The sequence below is a fragment of the Nitrobacter sp. JJSN genome (assembly GCF_051912485.1).
Lineage (GTDB): Bacteria > Pseudomonadota > Alphaproteobacteria > Rhizobiales > Xanthobacteraceae > Nitrobacter.
In genome coordinates, this window is the sequence record NZ_CP196822.1 from 216,215 (window position 1) to 231,232 (window position 15,018).

Here is a 15,018-nt window from a genome sequence, read left to right on the forward strand (position 1 = left end):
CGGGCCATCATTCGTCTCTCATGAGAGTAATGCCGGGTTGGTCCGCAGCGGATCCCGGTGTTGTCCCGCTCAGATTGGGACTTCTGGGGAGTATGAGTCGATGAAGTCGCGTGAAACGCTGATCCGCCTGAAAAAATTCCAGGTTGAGGAGAAGCGACGGAGGGTTGCTCAGATCGAGGGTATGATCGCTGACTTCCAGCGCATGTCGGTTGATCTGGAGCGTGAAATCGAAATCGAGCAGGAGCGTGCCGGGATCAACGATCCCGCGCATTTCGCCTATCCGACCTACGCCAAGGCGGCGATCCAGCGCCGCGAAAACCTGACCCGCTCGGCGGACGAGCTGCGCGTCCAGCTCGAAGACGCCAAGTTAAACCTCGCGGAGGCTTTCGAGGAGCTGAAGAAGGTCGAATTGCTCGACGAGCGCGACCAGGCTCGCGAGCGTGCCGAAGAGAGCGCCCGCGAGCAGGCCGATCTCGACAGCATCGGCCTGATGCGGGCGCGCATGGGCGCCGCCATCGCCTGAACGCGGCATCGACAATTCACGTCTATCGAACCCGGGCACTTCGCCCGGGTTTTGCTTTTTAGAGATATCCACAAGGGCGATCGGCGCGCCGGTTCGCTGCGGCAAATGAACGCAATCCGTGGCCGTAGCCGAGTGCGGACCGCGACGCCGAATCCAGTTTTGCCTCCGAGCCGGTGTTGCAGAGGGATGGCGGCGCGTCCGCGTTCATTTCACGGTCCGCGCGCGACCAGTGATTTCACGGTACGCAGGGTCACGCTCGAACAGCAGGGTGGTTCGACCAACGGCAAGCCCGCATCTGCGCCAGCCTATACAGGCAAGCTGATCGAGACTGTGCCGGCGCGGGCAACGCCGCCGCGCTGAGTTTCGTTAGGCAAAAGAAAACGCCCGTGGGGGGCGGGCGTTTTCCATCGTAGACCACTTGGGGTTAGTGGGGTCCTCTACGTACTCACGCGGCGACTTCGGGGGGCAAAATAAAGAGGCCTCGTGAATTCCTCAAATTCCTTTAGCGAACGACCATCGCGTCCGAACTCGTGACCGCCATTGGCTTGCCGGCCTTGATGACGCGCGCGGTCTGCGTATAGCCGTCGTCGGCATTCATGCGTGCCGAAATCGCGAAGCCCGCTACCGCAATACCTGCAATAAGAGCAACAACCACGATTTTCAGGTGGGTCGTCCGATCCGCGCTGTAAATCGAGTGGTTCATGGAAGCCTCCCTGCCGTTAACTTCCTTTGAAGGTTTGTCTCCGCCGTCCCCGCGTAGGTTCATGGTCTCGCGCTCTGGAAACGTAGGAATTGGCTCGGACGTTCCGAAGAGGCCATCACAAAGCCGTGAAAAGGTGTGAACCAACGCGATCGTATCCACCCGAAGCATGGCGGTGAATTTATTATTTTACAATTATATCAGCATGTTAACGTTAAACGCCCGTTCGATCGCGCTTTCGTTCGATCGAATGTCGCCAGACTTAAATCACTTGTCTGATGCCAAATTGTCGCATCAGCGACCGATCGATTCGGCGTGACGAATCAGATGCTTCCGACGGTTTTAAGCCGGGCGCGCGGATGGATTTCGGCCTGCGACAACACAGGGGTCTGGGCGCGGAACCGTTCGACCAGCGAGCGGACGAACGGCCGGATTGCGGCCGAGGTTACCAGCACCGGCGCTTCGCCTTCGCGGGCGGCCTGTTCGAAGCGATCACGCACCGCGGTCATGAATTCGGACAGCTTCGAGGGCTGCATCGCGAGGCTGCGTTCTTCGCCCTGACCGATGATGGATTCGGCAAAGGCCTGCTCCCATTTCGCCGACAGCGCGACCAGCGGCAGGTAGCCGTTGGCTGAGGTGTTCTGGGCGCAGATCTGGCGCGCGAGGCGGGCGCGCACGTGTTCGACCAGCGTCGCCGGATTGCGCGAGAAGGCCAGCGCATCGGCGATGCCTTCGAGGATGGTGGAGAGATCGCGGACCGAGATGCGCTCCGCGAGCAGGAGTTGCAGCACACGCTGGATGCCGGAGATCGTGATCTGGCTCGGAACGATGTCCTTGACCAGTTCGCCCTGTTCCTTCGGCAGATCCTTCAGAAGCTTTTGCACCTCGCCATAGGAGAGGAGGTCCGACATGTTGGTCTTGAGCAGTTCGGTGAGGTGGGTCGAAACCACGGTCGCGGAATCGACCACGGTATAGCCCTTCAGCGAGGCTTCTTCCTTCAGCGATGCATCGACCCACGTTGCCGGCAGACCGAAGGTCGGTTCGGTGGTGTGAATACCGGGGACGTCGACCTGATCGCCGGCGGGGTCCATCACCATGTACTGGTTCGGCCAGATCCGGCCTGAGCCGGCGTCGACCTCCTTGATCTTGATGATGTAGGTGTTGGCCTCGAGCTGGACGTTGTCGAGGATGCGCACCGCCGGCATCACGAATCCCATCTCGATCGCGAGCGAGCGGCGCAGCGCCTTGATCTGCTCGGTGAGGCGATCCTGGCCGTCCGGGCCGTTGACCAGCGGCAACAGCGCATAGCCCAGTTCGATCTTGAGATCGTCGATCTTCAGCGCGGCTGAAATCGGCTCTTCCGCTGCCGCATTGGCTGCTGCCGCCGCTGCGGCTGCTGCTGCGGGCGACGCGGCAGCCTGCGCTTCCGCGGCTTCAACGCGATGGCGTTTTCGCGACGTCCAGGCCAGCGCCGCAGCGCCACCGCCCAGCGCGAGGAACGGCAGCATCGGAATGCCTGGCAGCAGCCCCAGCACCAGCATCACGCCAGCCGACATGCCGAGCGCCTGCGGATAGCCGGACAGCTGCTTCATGAGCGCCTTGTCGGCGGCGCCGGTAACGGCGGCCTTGGAGACCAGAAGGCCCGCGGCGGTGGAGACGATCAGCGCCGGAATTTGCGTGACGAGGCCGTCGCCGACGGTCAGCAGGGTGTAGCTGCGCGCCGCATCGGCGAAGCTCAAGCCCTGCTGCGCGATGCCGATGATCATACCGCCGATGATGTTGATGAAAACGACGAGCAGGCCGGCGACCGCATCTCCGCGCACGAACTTCGAGGCGCCGTCCATGGCGCCGAAGAAACCGCTTTCGTCCTCCAGCGCCTTGCGGCGTTCCTTGGCGGTCTTTTCGTCGATCAGGCCGGCGGACAGGTCGGCGTCGATCGCCATCTGCTTGCCGGGCATGGAGTCGAGCTGGAAGCGCGCCGCGACCTCGGCGATGCGGCCCGAACCCTTGGTGATGACCACGAAGTTCACGATCACCAGGATCGCGAACACGATGATGCCGATCACGAAGTTGCCGCCCATTACGAAGTTGCCGAAGGCTTCGATGACATGGCCGGCGGCGGCCGAGCCTTCATGCCCGTGCGACAGGATCAGCCGTGTCGAGGCGAGGTTGAGCGACAGCCGCAGCATGGTCGCGATCAGCAGCACGGTCGGGAAGGAGGAGAATTCCAGCGGCGCCTGGATGAACAGCGACGTCATCAGGATCAGGAGCGACAGCGTGATGGAGATAGCCAGAAAGAGGTCAAGGACGACCGACGGCAGCGGCAGGATCAGGACGACAAGGATGGTCAGGACGCCGAAGGCGAGCGCGAGATCGCCCCGCCGCAGCATGGTTCCGATCTCGCTGAAGCTCGGAAAACCCGAGCCTGGCGCGTCCGCGCCCTGACCCGCAGTGGTGCCAGCCATCCTCGCCGTTTCCCCCCGCGCATGCCGTTCGCGCGTGCCAAGCGTCTGCGCGGCGGCCGAGGGGCCGCCGTTCCGAAAGTGAGGCACCGCACTGGCGTCCACGGGATTCCCCCCGTTCTACGCGGCCGACGACACTCGACTTCACCCGGATTTCACTGGGCAAAATTTGCCCGGTGTATGGTTAGCAAATGGTTAACGTGCGGCCATAGCGGCCCAATAAATGTGGAGCCTCACGAGTCATCACTTGGAAGTCGATATATACGTGTCAATATGCCGCTGATGCTGGGTTCCAACATGAGTCGAATCTCGATATATTTAATTGTATATATCGATGCGGTGAGGTTTGGGGTGACGAAATCATTCGTGGGCAGAAGTGCGCTTCCATCGTTAGTGGCGGTTGCGGCATTGACGGTCAGTGCGGAAGACCGGATCCTGGCGGGGTAGCGATCTTTTAGTGCGGCGGTCGCGGGGAGGAGGAGATGCGCGCTGAGGATTCGGCGCGCATCTCCGCACCGCGCTGAACGCCGATTGCCGCGCGACACCCGACATTGTAAGGGATGCCTGCGCCGACGGCGGTTGCGGACGCGACCTCCGGCCGGGGCCTGTAGCTCAATGGTTAGAGCCGGCCGCTCATAACGGTCTGGTTGGGGGTTCAAGTCCCTCCGGGCCCACCAATTCTTTCAATAATAACTTGCCGCGGATCAGGTATGGGCAATGGAGCTACCGCCCCAAGTACCGCTCGGTTTAGTTCGCGTCCCGGCCTTCGTCACGGATGGTGCAGGGTTTCAACGACATGCGCAGCCATTCGGTGCTTGCCACACGCCCGAGGGAATTGATGGGCAAAAGCGCGCATAACGTACGCCAACCGGAATGCTGCCGGAGTACAGCGATTTCTACCGGGACTGGCGACCGCCTCGCAGATTCACATGAGCGCGCAGCTCTCCGGCTATATCCCGATCCGCACCAGGCAGCGATCGGCGAGATCGTTCGGGCTGTCGCGACGTCAGCGACCGAACTTGAGGCTTTAGCATCACGCTCACGTCGGCTTTCCTCAAATGATAATCCGGCATTGGTCGGTTTCGCGCAATGTATGACGATGAACGGTGGCGAGACCGACTGAATAACGGAATCAGCCCTTTTCAGCCCTGGCGTCACCTTTCCAACCGCTGGTCCGCGCAAGCAACCGTTACAATAACGTATCGCTCCGAGTTCGACCGGCGATTCTGCCGCGACTGAGCAGAATGCGGCCGGATGGGTTTATTGCGGAGGTCCTTGGGAGCGTGAAAAGCTGGGGCACTCTCTCCGATCCGGAGGAATCCGATCGGACTCAGGTATCGCCCCAATACTCAGAAAAAATGATATACTGTTAGTTAGATAGTGACGTTCTCAGGGTGTTTCCCCGTAGAATAGCAACCAGATCAATAGCCTAGCATCTGCTGACAAGGTGAAACTCGGACCGCGACGATTGTTGTTTGGTAGCCGCCCGCAAGTTTTTTGCTGCAGTGCAGCTAACACCAATGGCTAACTTGCGCTGATAGAGCATGATGATCGACACTCGACAAGGCGCGCGGCATTGTCGAGTATTTCTAATGTAGCGTTATTTCTAACGGTAAGTATTTAGAACGGTAAGTATTTAGATTGGTTCTGGTGTCGGCTTGAGGCGATCGTCGGTGGACGATGACCCGAGCGCATTTGGGCGGAAAGATGAAGAAGCATTCGCACGAGGAAATTCTTTTGAAGCTGGCCCGGGCAGACGAACTTGCTCGCGCAGGCAATTCTCAGGTGGACGTTTGCAAGGCGCTTGGCGTGAGCGTCATGACGCTTCACCGGTGGCGGAAACTGCCCCTGCCCAAGCCTGAAGCAGATATTCCCCAGAATCGCGCAGATGGCCGCAAGGCCTTCACCAGCTCGCCGGCGATGGACGAGATGCGCTATGTACTGGAGGAACTTAAGCTTGAGAACCAGCGGCTTCGGAAAATAGTGACAGATCTCCTGCTTGAGAAAATGAGGCTGGAGGAAGCCGCGGTTACCGCCTCGTCTCGTCAGTCAGGCACGCAAGGCGTGGTCCAGGCTTTGCTTGGTCCCGCTGATTCGAGGTAGTTGCTGGTCAAGGTCGAGACGTGATCTCGATCGGCCGCGGGCATCGCGCTATTCCTGTCGCTCAGCCCATTCTATCGCATCCGCGAGTTGCTGGATTTCCTGATCGGCAGCATCCCCCGGCATGAAGCTGGCAACTGATTGACCATTGGTGAAGCAGCGGACGAAGGCTGCACGGCTGGCGATTGGCGGCGCAACGATCTCGCCGAATCCACTCAATTCATCGATCAACTGCCGTCCCTCGAGCGTGCGGCGGTCGAGTTTGTTGGGCACCAGAATCACCTTGATTTGGTCCCGCCGATGTTGCCGAGCGGCGTCGATGATCGCAAGAGTTTGCAGCGTCGCGTCGAGATCGAGGCCGGACGGGGTGCAGGGCACCAGGATCAGGTTGGCCAGGGCAATTGAGGCTCCCATTTCACGCGCATTGGGAGCGGTATCGATGACAACAACGCCGGCTTGAATGCTACGCACGTCCTGGGCCCAGGCCGATACCGACATTTGCTCCAAAGCCATTTCATAGACGGGGAATTCGAGATTGCCCGGCTCCGCCCACTTTGAAGCGGAGCGTTGGGGATCGCTGTCGACCAATGCGACGTCATGTCCGCGGCGGGCGAGTGCGGCAGCGGCACAGATCGCGATCGTGGTTTTGCCGACACCGCCTTTGCGCTGGGTGACCGTGATAATCCTCCGCATCGGTCCGGGAGAGTTCATGTGGGCGCCACGATAACAGATTCTCACATTTTTTGAGGTAAACGCGCCCGCCAACGTTACCAGTCCTTAACCTGTATTCACAATCCGGCAACCGGCCGAATGTCGGCAATATCTGATCCGGGGCATGCCCCTTCGGCGATTTTTGAATGGGGCGGAGCAAATTCGTTCAAAAAATGCTCGAAAAGTGTGCTCTGGAGGCTGTCTATGCTCCATGGCCAACATGCAAGCGATAATATCCGTCAAATGTGCGTTAACAGCGCGTGAATTTGACCCTTGACTTAAGCTGTCGCCCACCATTAACATACGAATAACAAATGGCGCAGTGCATCATAACAAATAGTTTGATAGATGCATTCGTGCCTGCATGACCACGTCGTTCTGGTTCAAGCATAGCACATTCGAGCCGCAGCATATTTAGCGTCGATTGGCGGTCGACCTGGGTATCTGCTTGCCAATAGATCGCGGGAATCCAGTCAGAGGGCACCATGGCCGTTTCCTACTTGACGAAGACCGAGCTGGATCATTTTGTCCAGCATAACGGGAATATCGAAGCGGGCGTACGATCAGCGCTGATCGACTCGCTTGAACAAAGTGGTGTCTTTCACGATACCGAAGATGGCACGAGGGGATGGCTTGAGTCCGGGCCGTTTCACGGCGGGCCGGTTCCGCCAGTCATACAGATTCTGGATGTGTCGAACTCGACGAACGTCGAGACAAATCCGAACCTCAAGGCGATCATCCTCGATGACCATAGCGCCAAGCTCGACGTCACCGGTGGCGAAAATGACATATTTGTTGCCGCAGGAAAGGGCTCGGACACCATCAACCTGCACGACAGCGGTAATGACACCGTCTACGGCGGCAGCGGTAACGACGTGATCCGCGGAGGTCACGGGGACAGCTCGCTGTTCGGTGGCGCCGGTAATGACAGCATCTTTGGCGGCACAGGCAACGACACGTTGGATGGCGGCTCCGGCAACGACTATCTGGTGTCGGGTGCGCTGGCGTCTGGCGGGGGCGGCAACGCGCGCGTTGCAAGTGCGGACGACCAAGTCTTAGCGAAGGGTCAGGGCGGCGGTCAGGGTCATGATGATGACCATGGTCACGGTCAGGGGCATGGAAACGGCCACGGTGGTGGCCAGGGTCACGGGGAACATGGCGGTGGTCAAGGTCATGGGGATGGCCATGGCGGCGGTCATGGTCATGGTGGTGACCATGGCGGTGGTCAGGGGCCTGGCGGCGATGTGGAAGGGCACAGCACGCTTATAGGCGGCGCCGGAAACGACACGCTGGTTGGCGTGCAGGGCGATGTCATGCAGGGCGGCGCCGGTAATGACCTGTTCTTGCTCTCTGGCGGCGCGCCAGGTGTCAATTCCACGCTGGAAGGCGGCGCTGGCAATGACACCTTCCGCATCGCGTCGCATAGCGGCAATGACACTATCTTCGGCGGCGATGGTAAAGACTCCGCCGACTTCGTCGGTCGGTCGTTCTTCGATGTTACCAAGATTGACGTCGACTCGAGCACAAACACTTACACGCTCCACTTCAGCGATGAACAGACGATTGCGGTCAGTGGAGTTGAGGATCTTCACTTCAGCGATCAGGTCGTCAACCTGCCGAAGCTCTCATAATTCGGCCGCTGGAGAAGCACCATTTTGTGAAGGCCCCGCCATCGGCGGGGCTTTTGCTTTTGAAGCTTTAAATTATTGTGATTTTAAACTTGAATCAATGTCGTCATGCGCGGACTGCCGGCTATGCCCGACAATGACGTTTCAAAGCTTCGAAGCATGCAGCGCTCGAAGTTTAGTGATATGAAGATGGCTTGAGAGGCTTTATGCCTTTGTGAGGCCACATCGATAGCGTGATGGTATTCGGCTTCCGGAGCCCTATGTTCAACTTGCTTCCGATAGCTCCGATCGGGATGTTAGGAGCCGATCTTGCCCCCCGGTATCAAGCACTTGCTTAATGCGGGCTCCGGACCCGGATCCGCGCGACGGATTGCTCGAATGGTCCACGAGCAAGATCTGAAAGAGGTGCGCTTTGACATCGATCCCGGTGTCCAGCCCGATGTCGTCGGCTCGATCCTCGAACTCGAGAAGTCCTTCCAGCCGCAATCGTTTGACGTGATATGGTCATCGCATGTGCTTGAGCATCTCTATGCTCACGATGTTTTTCCCACGTTGCGCCAGTTCCATCGGATTCTGAAGCGGGATGGATTCGCGTTGCTCATGACTCCGGACCTCGAAGCCGTAGCTCATTTTATTGTCGAGCACGGCATTGCAGCCATTGCCTATAATTCCCCGGCGGGTCCGATCAGGCCGCTCGACATGCTCTACGGTCATTCCCGCGCGATCGAGGAAGGACACGTGCATATGGCTCATCACACCGGATTTACCGCCGAGCGGCTAGGCAACCTGTTGTTGATGGCGGGCTTTCCCACCGTCTCGGTGGCGATGGAAAACTTCGAGGTCTGTGCGCTGGCGCTGATGCCCGAGGCCAACGACATGGCCATCAAGAAGACTTTGTTAGAAAGCGGCTTTAACTTTCAGGAAGTGCCAGCCTAGTTCCAGCCTGGCTGCGATACGACGCGGGCTCCGGGAGGGGGCAGTCCGCGAGCTCCGCGCGGCTATCGGCTATCGCTAAATGTTCGTGTTTCCGTCACTTTTGTGATGTCTAATGTTATTGGTAATGGCGTGTTATCATTCAATCGGGAATGATAGGCTCCCTTGGCCCATAACAGACAGACCGAGTTTTCATGATTGTGCAAGCCGTCGCCGAGAATGCCGATATCGATCCGATGCTTCCGTCAGGGCTGGAATGTCTGGTCATCGTCGCACGACAATACGGGCTGGATCTCACCTCGACGCAGCTCATCAAGGATAACCTTCTTGCCGACGAAGAAGTGGTTCCCAGCCGGCTCGTCCGATGCGCCGAGAAGGCCGGGATGCGTTCGAAGCACGTTAAACTTGATTGGGACGGACTTTCTCATCTGAAAAAGGCGCTTCCGACCATCGTCGGCCTGCGCAACGGAAGCTACATGGTGTTGCTGCGCGTCGATGGCGACGCCAACAATACCCGCGTCGCGCTGCGGGATCCGAACGCGGCCGAAGACGCGCTGCTCGTGATCGATCGGCCGCGCTTCGAAGACATCTGGTCCGGAGATGTCATTCTCGCCAAGCGCAATTACGACATCTCGGATGAATCGCAGCCGTTCAGTCTCGGTTTCGTGGTTGCATTGATGTTCCGCGAGCGTCGGATTATCCGCGATGTCGCGATCGCTGCGCTTGTTCTCGGATTCCTTGGCCTCGCGCCTATCATGTTCTGGCGCCTGCTATCGGACAAGGTGATCTTCTATCACGCGTACAATACCTTCTACGTGCTCTGTCTTGCGATGCTGGTCATCATCGCCTTCGAGGCGACGTTCGCGTTCCTCAGGCAAATCCTTGTTCATCGCCTGACGACCAGGCTCGACGTCAAGCTGTCGACCTACGTTTTCGAAAAGGTGCTCAATCTTCCCATCGACTATTTCGAGCAGACCGCCGTCGGTCTCGTCGCGCGCGACATCCGGGAAGTGTTCCGCATTCGCTCGTTCCTGATGGGTCAGTTGTTCGGTACGGTACTGGATTCCACGACGCTGATTTTCTTCCTGCCGGTTATGTTTTTTTTCAGCCCGACCATGACTTTGGTGGTCCTGGCGCTGGCGGGGATGATCGTCGGCTGGCTTGTCCTGATGCTGCCGGCTTACCGCAAGGCGTCAAACGCCGTTCTGGTCGCGGAGGGCGATCAGGGTGCGTTTCTGGTTCAAACGCTCAACGGCATTCGAACGGTGAAATCGCTGGCTCTCGATGCGCGGCAGCGCCATTTCTGGGACGTGCTGGTTGCGCGTGTCGCCAAGGCGAGATTCGCGGAAGGGATGACCGGAAACGCGATCCAGGCGGTGGTGCGTCCGATGGAGCGGCTGGCGGTCAGCGGTTCCTATGCCCTCGGCGTTTTTCTTGCGCTCCAGAACAACGACCCTGTCTTCATGGGGGCGTTGTTTGCCTTCCTGATGCTGTCGCAGCGGGTATCGGCTCCACTGATGCAGATGGCCCAGTTGATCAATCAATACGATGAAGCGCGCAGTGCGGTCGCCACGGTTCGCAACCTCGTGAACCAGCCCGCCGAAGAAGGACGATCCGGGCACGGCGTTCGCTCGGCGATCGACGGCAAAGTGGAATTTTCCAACGTCACCTTCAGGTATAAAGGCGCCGTTACACCAACGCTGAACGGCGTTTCGTTTGAAGTAAGCAGGGGAACGACGCTCGGCGTAATGGGCAAGAGCGGTTCAGGAAAGACCACGATCACGCGACTCTTGCAGCGATTGCATTCCGATTATGACGGCCTGATCAAGATCGACGGGATCGACGTCCGCGAATACGATGTCGATCACCTGCGCAGAAATGTCGGCATCGTTCTCCAGGAAAACTTTCTCTTTAGCGGGACCATTCGCGAGAATATCTGCGCAGCCGTGCCGGACGCCACCTTTGACGACGTCGTCAAGGCGGCTCGAATGGCGGGTGCGGAGGAATTTATCGATAAGCTGCCACGTGGCTACGAAACCCGCGTCTATGAAGGATCGCCCAACCTCTCCGGAGGACAGCGGCAACGGCTCGCGATTGCACGAGCGCTGATCGTCGATCCGCCGATCCTCATCCTTGATGAGGCGACGAGCGCGCTCGACGCTGACAGCGAGGCCATTGTCAACCGCAACATTACGCGGATAGCGAACGGCCGGACGCTGATCATTATCTCGCACCGGCTGTCGTCGCTAATGACGGCGGATGCCATTCTCGTGCTCGACCGCGGGGTGGTCGACGATATCGGGCGGCATGCGGAGTTGTTGGATCGGAACGACATCTACAGTTCGCTTTGGTACCAGCAGAACACGCATCTCGCGCCGGCGGTCCGCGGCGACAAGCCGAAACTTCGGAGCCCGACCCTTGTCCCATAGCCAGGCTTCACTCGCGACCGTTCGCCAATTTCAGTCGGAGACCGATGCAATCCGGGAGGCCGCCGAGCCCCTGGTCGCGCGCGCCACCCTGTTCGTGCTTTCCGCATTCCTGGTTTCGATTGTCGCGATCCTGTGCCTGACGCGGGTCGACCGCGTCATCACCAGCCTTAACGGCAGCATCGTGCCGGTCGGTCATGTCAATGTCTTGCAGGCGCTGGACCCATCGATCATCAAGACGATCGACGTGCGCGAGGGCGAGCAGGTACAGCCGGGGCAGTTGCTCGCCACGCTCGACTCAACCTTCACGTCCGCGGACTTGACGCAGGCGAAGTTGCAGATCGCGAGCCTCGAGACGCAGGTGGCGCGTGATGAGGCTGAGCTGAACCAGCAGCCGCTCGAATTTGCCAACAAGTCGGACCCCGACTTCCAGAAATACGCGGCCCTGCAGAAGGCGCTCTACGGTCAGCGCGTGGCCCAGTATACCGCACAGCTCAACAGCTTCGATTCGAAGATCAAGGAGACCCAGGCGGCGATCGAAAAACTTCGCGGCGATGATGCCCGATATCGACAGCGCGACGAAATCTTGCAGAAGATCGAGACGATGCGCACCACGCTTGCCGAGCGTGGTACCGGATCGCAGCTCAATATGTATATCTCCCAGGACGCCCGACTGGAATTGCTGCGGACAATGGAGAATACGCACAATGGCCTGATGGAGGCGCAAAATACGCTGGGATCGATAACCGCCGACCGTGACGCGTTCAAACAGCAGTGGTTCGCGCAATTGAGCCAGGATCTGGTGACGACGCGCAACAAGCTCGACGAAGCGAGGGCGACTTATGAAAAAGCGCTCAAGCATCAGAACCTCGTGCGCTGGACTGCTGCAGAGCCGTCGGTGGTGCTGACGATGGCAAGGCTCTCGGTCGGCTCGGTACTCAAGCCGGGGGATCCTTTCATCACCCTCATGCCGATCGACACCAAACTTGAGGCGGAAATCAGGATCGCTTCGCGCGATATCGGGTTCATCCGTGCAGGCGATCCCTGCACTATGAAGGTCGATGCCTTCAATGCAGCGGAGCACGGCGCGGCGAGCGGAAAAGTGCGTTGGATCAGCGAGGGCGCGTTCACGACGGACGATGATGGCAAGCCGCTCGAATACACCTACTATAAGGCGCGATGCTCGGTGGACGCATCCGATTTCAAGGACGTGCCCAGCAATTTCCGTCTGATTCCCGGCATGACCCTTCAGGGAGACATCAATGTCGGAACCCGCTCGGTCGCCATGTATCTGCTCGGTGGAATGCTGAAGGGCATCCACGAGGTCATGCGTGAACCATGATGCTTTCAACGCGATCGCTTTTCGAGTGGTTTCGACCAGCTTCCGCAATTTCGCGCGCTGGCCCTTTCGAGCTTGGAATGGCCGCATACGAGCGCGGTCAGTATCTGGAAGCGATGAAAGCCTGGAAGCTTGCGTCAGAGGCGGGCGATACCAGGGCGGGCTATCGAATAGGGATGCTCTATGTGAGAGGCGAGGGTGTCGTCAGAAGCGTTCCCGATGCCGTCGTCTGGTATGAATGGGGGGCTCAGCTCGGCAACGTCGAAGCGCAGTTCCAGCTCGGCCTGATCTATCTTCATGGGGACAAGCCGCCGCTCGGGCCATATCGTCACGAAACATGGCGCCGGTCCTCCGCCGTTCGAATGGGCGACAAAGCGTCGGCTATTCACCAGCTCGTATTTCCGAATGGAACGAGCGTTGAGCGGGATGTCGGCGTTGCCTTCCAATGGATCGCGGCCGCAGCGGAAAGAGGCAAAGCAGAAGCTCAGACAGTCCTTGGCAATATGTATAGCGAAGGGGTCGGCTGCGAGAAGGATCTCCAGACGGCGCTCGGATGGTATCTGGTCGCGGCCCAGCAGAACTGCGCTGCGGCCGAATTCGCGCTTGGCGACGTCTACTATCAAGGCAAAGGCGTTCCGGCTGATTTTGAGGCGGCGGCGGTCTGGTACCGCAAGGCGGCCGAACAGGATCATGTAAGGGCGCAGGTCGCGCTTGCGTTTATGAACTTGAAAGGAACGGGTTTGCCGGAGGCTCCCGCTGAAGCCGCTCGCCTGTTCCAGGGCGCCGCCAAGCATGACGATCCGATCGCGCTCTACAACATCGGCCTGTTGCGCTTGAAAGGCCATGGCGTCGCGAAGGATATCGACCGAGCCGAAACCGCGCTACGCAAGGCGGCGCGCAAAGACTACTTTCCGGCAATCCAGGCGCTCGCGGATTTTTATTCGCACGGCGCGGGCTCCGAGCCAGATTTGCGGGAGGCATCGGTCTGGTACGAGAAGGCCGCCGATCGGGGCGATGTGCAGGCGCAGTTTTTCATGGGCCGTTTCTATGCGACGGGCACCGGTGTCGGTCCGAATATTCGTCAAGCCGCGAAATGGTTCGAGCGCGCGGCCGGGAATGGCCATGCGACCGCCGCATTCAATATCGCCATCTTCTATCTCAACGGCTCCGGGGTTGAACGCAATGTGAAAGCCGCAATCGAATGGTTCGAACGCGCATCCGAAGGCGGCATCCGCGCCGCGCAATTGCAACTCGGGAGGTTGTATTCGGCGGGCAACGGAGTTCCGCGCGATCACAAGCGGGCGGGAGAATGGCTCAGCAAGGCCGCCGTGGGCGGAGACCCGGACGCCAAGTTGGCCTATGCGCTTTTCCTGCTTCACCAGGACGAATCGACCGAACGGCTTGAGCAGGTGCGGTCGCTATTGAGCGAGGCGGCTGAGGCCGGACACGTGCCGGCTGCATTCCAGCTCGGTGTGTTGGAAATGGGCAAGTTTGGTGGGACCGCGGATGTCAAAGCCGCCGTTTCATGGTTCTCCCGTGCCGCCGACGCCGACCATGTCGAGGCCCAGTACACCTTGGCGCTTCTGTATCTCAATCCGGACAACGCCATGAGCGATGCAAAGGCTGCGGCGTCCTGGATGACCAGAGCCGCGCAGGCAGGCCATAAGAGCGCGCAGTTTCAGCTCGCCGTGATGTATTGCACCGGCGCAGGCGTAGCCCAGGATATCGCTCAGGGCGCGAACTGGTACGAAGTCGCGGCGCAACAAGGCCACAAAGTTGCGCAGTTCAACCTCGCAGTGATGCTTGGAAAAGGGCAGGGATGCGAGACCGATCCCGGGAAGGCGGTCGAATGGTTCGAGAAGGCGGCCAAGCAGGATATGGCGGAGGCGCAGGTCGCACTCGGCGATGCGTTGATGTCGGGAAGTGGCGTTGTGCAAGACCAGGATGCAGCGGTGCACTGGTATCAGCAGGCAGCGCGGCAAAACCATGTAGGGGCCGCGCGCCGTCTGGATGCGGTCGGTGTCGCGCTGGTCGACGGTTGAGCATCGCTCGGCGGCTCGATCGTTGAAGATTGGGTGCGGAACTCCGGGCTTGTCCTGCAGAATGCGAGTGGATCGCCTTCAGGCCGTGGCCGCGGGTGATGCGGGAACACGAGTCAACTAAAGCGTTTTCAAGCCAAGCCGGTAACGGTTTGCG

Annotated in this window: 11 protein-coding genes and 1 tRNA gene; 9 read left to right on the forward strand and 3 right to left on the reverse strand. The window is 59.4% G+C overall.

All coding sequences use genetic code 11. From position 1 onward, the window contains the following. Positions 1–100: 100 nt before the first annotated feature. A complete protein-coding gene (gene fliJ, locus ACSZOQ_RS01125) occupies positions 101–523 on the forward strand; it encodes a flagellar export protein FliJ (RefSeq protein ID WP_439924283.1) in 423 nt (140 codons plus the stop codon). A gap of 186 nt (positions 524–709) precedes the next feature. Next, entirely contained in the window at positions 710–883 is a 174-nt protein-coding gene (locus tag ACSZOQ_RS01130; protein ID WP_439924284.1) for a hypothetical protein, read from the forward strand. 142 nt (positions 884–1,025) lie between these two features. On the opposite strand, the gene ACSZOQ_RS01135 is transcribed toward ACSZOQ_RS01130, so the two are convergent. Both ACSZOQ_RS01135 and flhA read right to left on the reverse strand, forming a co-directional pair. Next, positions 1,026–1,226, reverse strand: a complete 201-nt coding sequence (locus ACSZOQ_RS01135; protein WP_439924285.1) for a hypothetical protein — start codon at positions 1,224–1,226, stop codon at positions 1,026–1,028. Positions 1,227–1,546: 320 nt separating this feature from the next. Beyond that, a complete protein-coding gene (gene flhA / locus ACSZOQ_RS01140) occupies positions 1,547–3,790 on the reverse strand; it encodes a flagellar biosynthesis protein FlhA (RefSeq protein ID WP_439924286.1) in 2,244 nt (747 codons plus the stop codon). A gap of 496 nt (positions 3,791–4,286) precedes the next feature. Between flhA and ACSZOQ_RS01145 the strand changes: the two genes are divergently transcribed. After that, a tRNA-Ile gene (locus ACSZOQ_RS01145) sits at positions 4,287–4,362 on the forward strand. A gap of 1,030 nt (positions 4,363–5,392) precedes the next feature. Continuing rightward, the gene (locus ACSZOQ_RS01150) at positions 5,393–5,788 is read left to right on the forward strand and encodes a transposase (protein WP_439925903.1); all 396 of its coding nucleotides are present in this window, start codon (positions 5,393–5,395) and stop codon (positions 5,786–5,788) included. A gap of 48 nt (positions 5,789–5,836) precedes the next feature. On the opposite strand, the gene ACSZOQ_RS01155 is transcribed toward ACSZOQ_RS01150, so the two are convergent. Next, the gene (locus ACSZOQ_RS01155) at positions 5,837–6,496 is read right to left on the reverse strand and encodes a nucleotide-binding protein (protein WP_439924287.1); all 660 of its coding nucleotides are present in this window, start codon (positions 6,494–6,496) and stop codon (positions 5,837–5,839) included. 485 nt (positions 6,497–6,981) lie between these two features. Between ACSZOQ_RS01155 and ACSZOQ_RS01160 the strand changes: the two genes are divergently transcribed. The 5 genes from ACSZOQ_RS01160 to ACSZOQ_RS01180 all read left to right on the forward strand — a co-directional run bounded on the left by ACSZOQ_RS01160 (position 6,982) and on the right by ACSZOQ_RS01180 (position 14,864). Further along, the gene (locus ACSZOQ_RS01160; RefSeq protein WP_439924288.1) at positions 6,982–8,127 is read left to right on the forward strand and encodes a calcium-binding protein; all 1,146 of its coding nucleotides are present in this window, start codon (positions 6,982–6,984) and stop codon (positions 8,125–8,127) included. 375 nt (positions 8,128–8,502) lie between these two features. Beyond that, positions 8,503–9,060, forward strand: a complete 558-nt coding sequence (locus ACSZOQ_RS01165; protein ID WP_439924289.1) for a class I SAM-dependent methyltransferase — start codon at positions 8,503–8,505, stop codon at positions 9,058–9,060. A gap of 191 nt (positions 9,061–9,251) precedes the next feature. Next, complete coding sequence (locus ACSZOQ_RS01170; protein WP_439924290.1) at positions 9,252–11,486, forward strand: peptidase domain-containing ABC transporter; 2,235 nt, start codon at positions 9,252–9,254, stop codon at positions 11,484–11,486. Beyond that, positions 11,476–12,825 carry an HlyD family type I secretion periplasmic adaptor subunit gene (locus ACSZOQ_RS01175; protein WP_439924291.1) on the forward strand — a complete coding sequence of 450 codons (1,350 nt, stop codon included), beginning with the start codon at positions 11,476–11,478 and terminating at the stop codon, positions 12,823–12,825. Before ACSZOQ_RS01170 ends, ACSZOQ_RS01175 begins: the two co-directional genes overlap by 11 nt. Next, entirely contained in the window at positions 12,825–14,864 is a 2,040-nt protein-coding gene (locus ACSZOQ_RS01180) for a tetratricopeptide repeat protein (protein ID WP_439925905.1), read from the forward strand. The genes ACSZOQ_RS01175 and ACSZOQ_RS01180 overlap by 1 nt, the downstream gene beginning before the upstream one ends. Positions 14,865–15,018: the final 154 nt, after the last annotated feature.

Excerpts from the sequence above, each read along its gene's own strand:
- ACSZOQ_RS01135 (WP_439924285.1), bottom strand. The coding sequence starts at position 1,226 with ATGAACCACTCGATTTACAGCGCGGATCGGACGACCCACCTGAAAATC.
- ACSZOQ_RS01155 (WP_439924287.1), bottom strand. The coding sequence starts at position 6,496 with ATGAACTCTCCCGGACCGATGCGGAGGATTATCACGGTCACCCAGCGC.
- ACSZOQ_RS01150 (WP_439925903.1), top strand. The coding sequence starts at position 5,393 with ATGAAGAAGCATTCGCACGAGGAAATTCTTTTGAAGCTGGCCCGGGCA.
- ACSZOQ_RS01130 (WP_439924284.1), top strand. The coding sequence starts at position 710 with ATGGCGGCGCGTCCGCGTTCATTTCACGGTCCGCGCGCGACCAGTGAT.
- fliJ (WP_439924283.1), top strand. The coding sequence starts at position 101 with ATGAAGTCGCGTGAAACGCTGATCCGCCTGAAAAAATTCCAGGTTGAG.
- ACSZOQ_RS01160 (WP_439924288.1), top strand. The coding sequence starts at position 6,982 with ATGGCCGTTTCCTACTTGACGAAGACCGAGCTGGATCATTTTGTCCAG.
- ACSZOQ_RS01170 (WP_439924290.1), top strand. The coding sequence starts at position 9,252 with ATGATTGTGCAAGCCGTCGCCGAGAATGCCGATATCGATCCGATGCTT.
- ACSZOQ_RS01180 (WP_439925905.1), top strand. The coding sequence starts at position 12,825 with ATGCTTTCAACGCGATCGCTTTTCGAGTGGTTTCGACCAGCTTCCGCA.
- ACSZOQ_RS01165 (WP_439924289.1), top strand. The coding sequence starts at position 8,503 with ATGGTCCACGAGCAAGATCTGAAAGAGGTGCGCTTTGACATCGATCCC.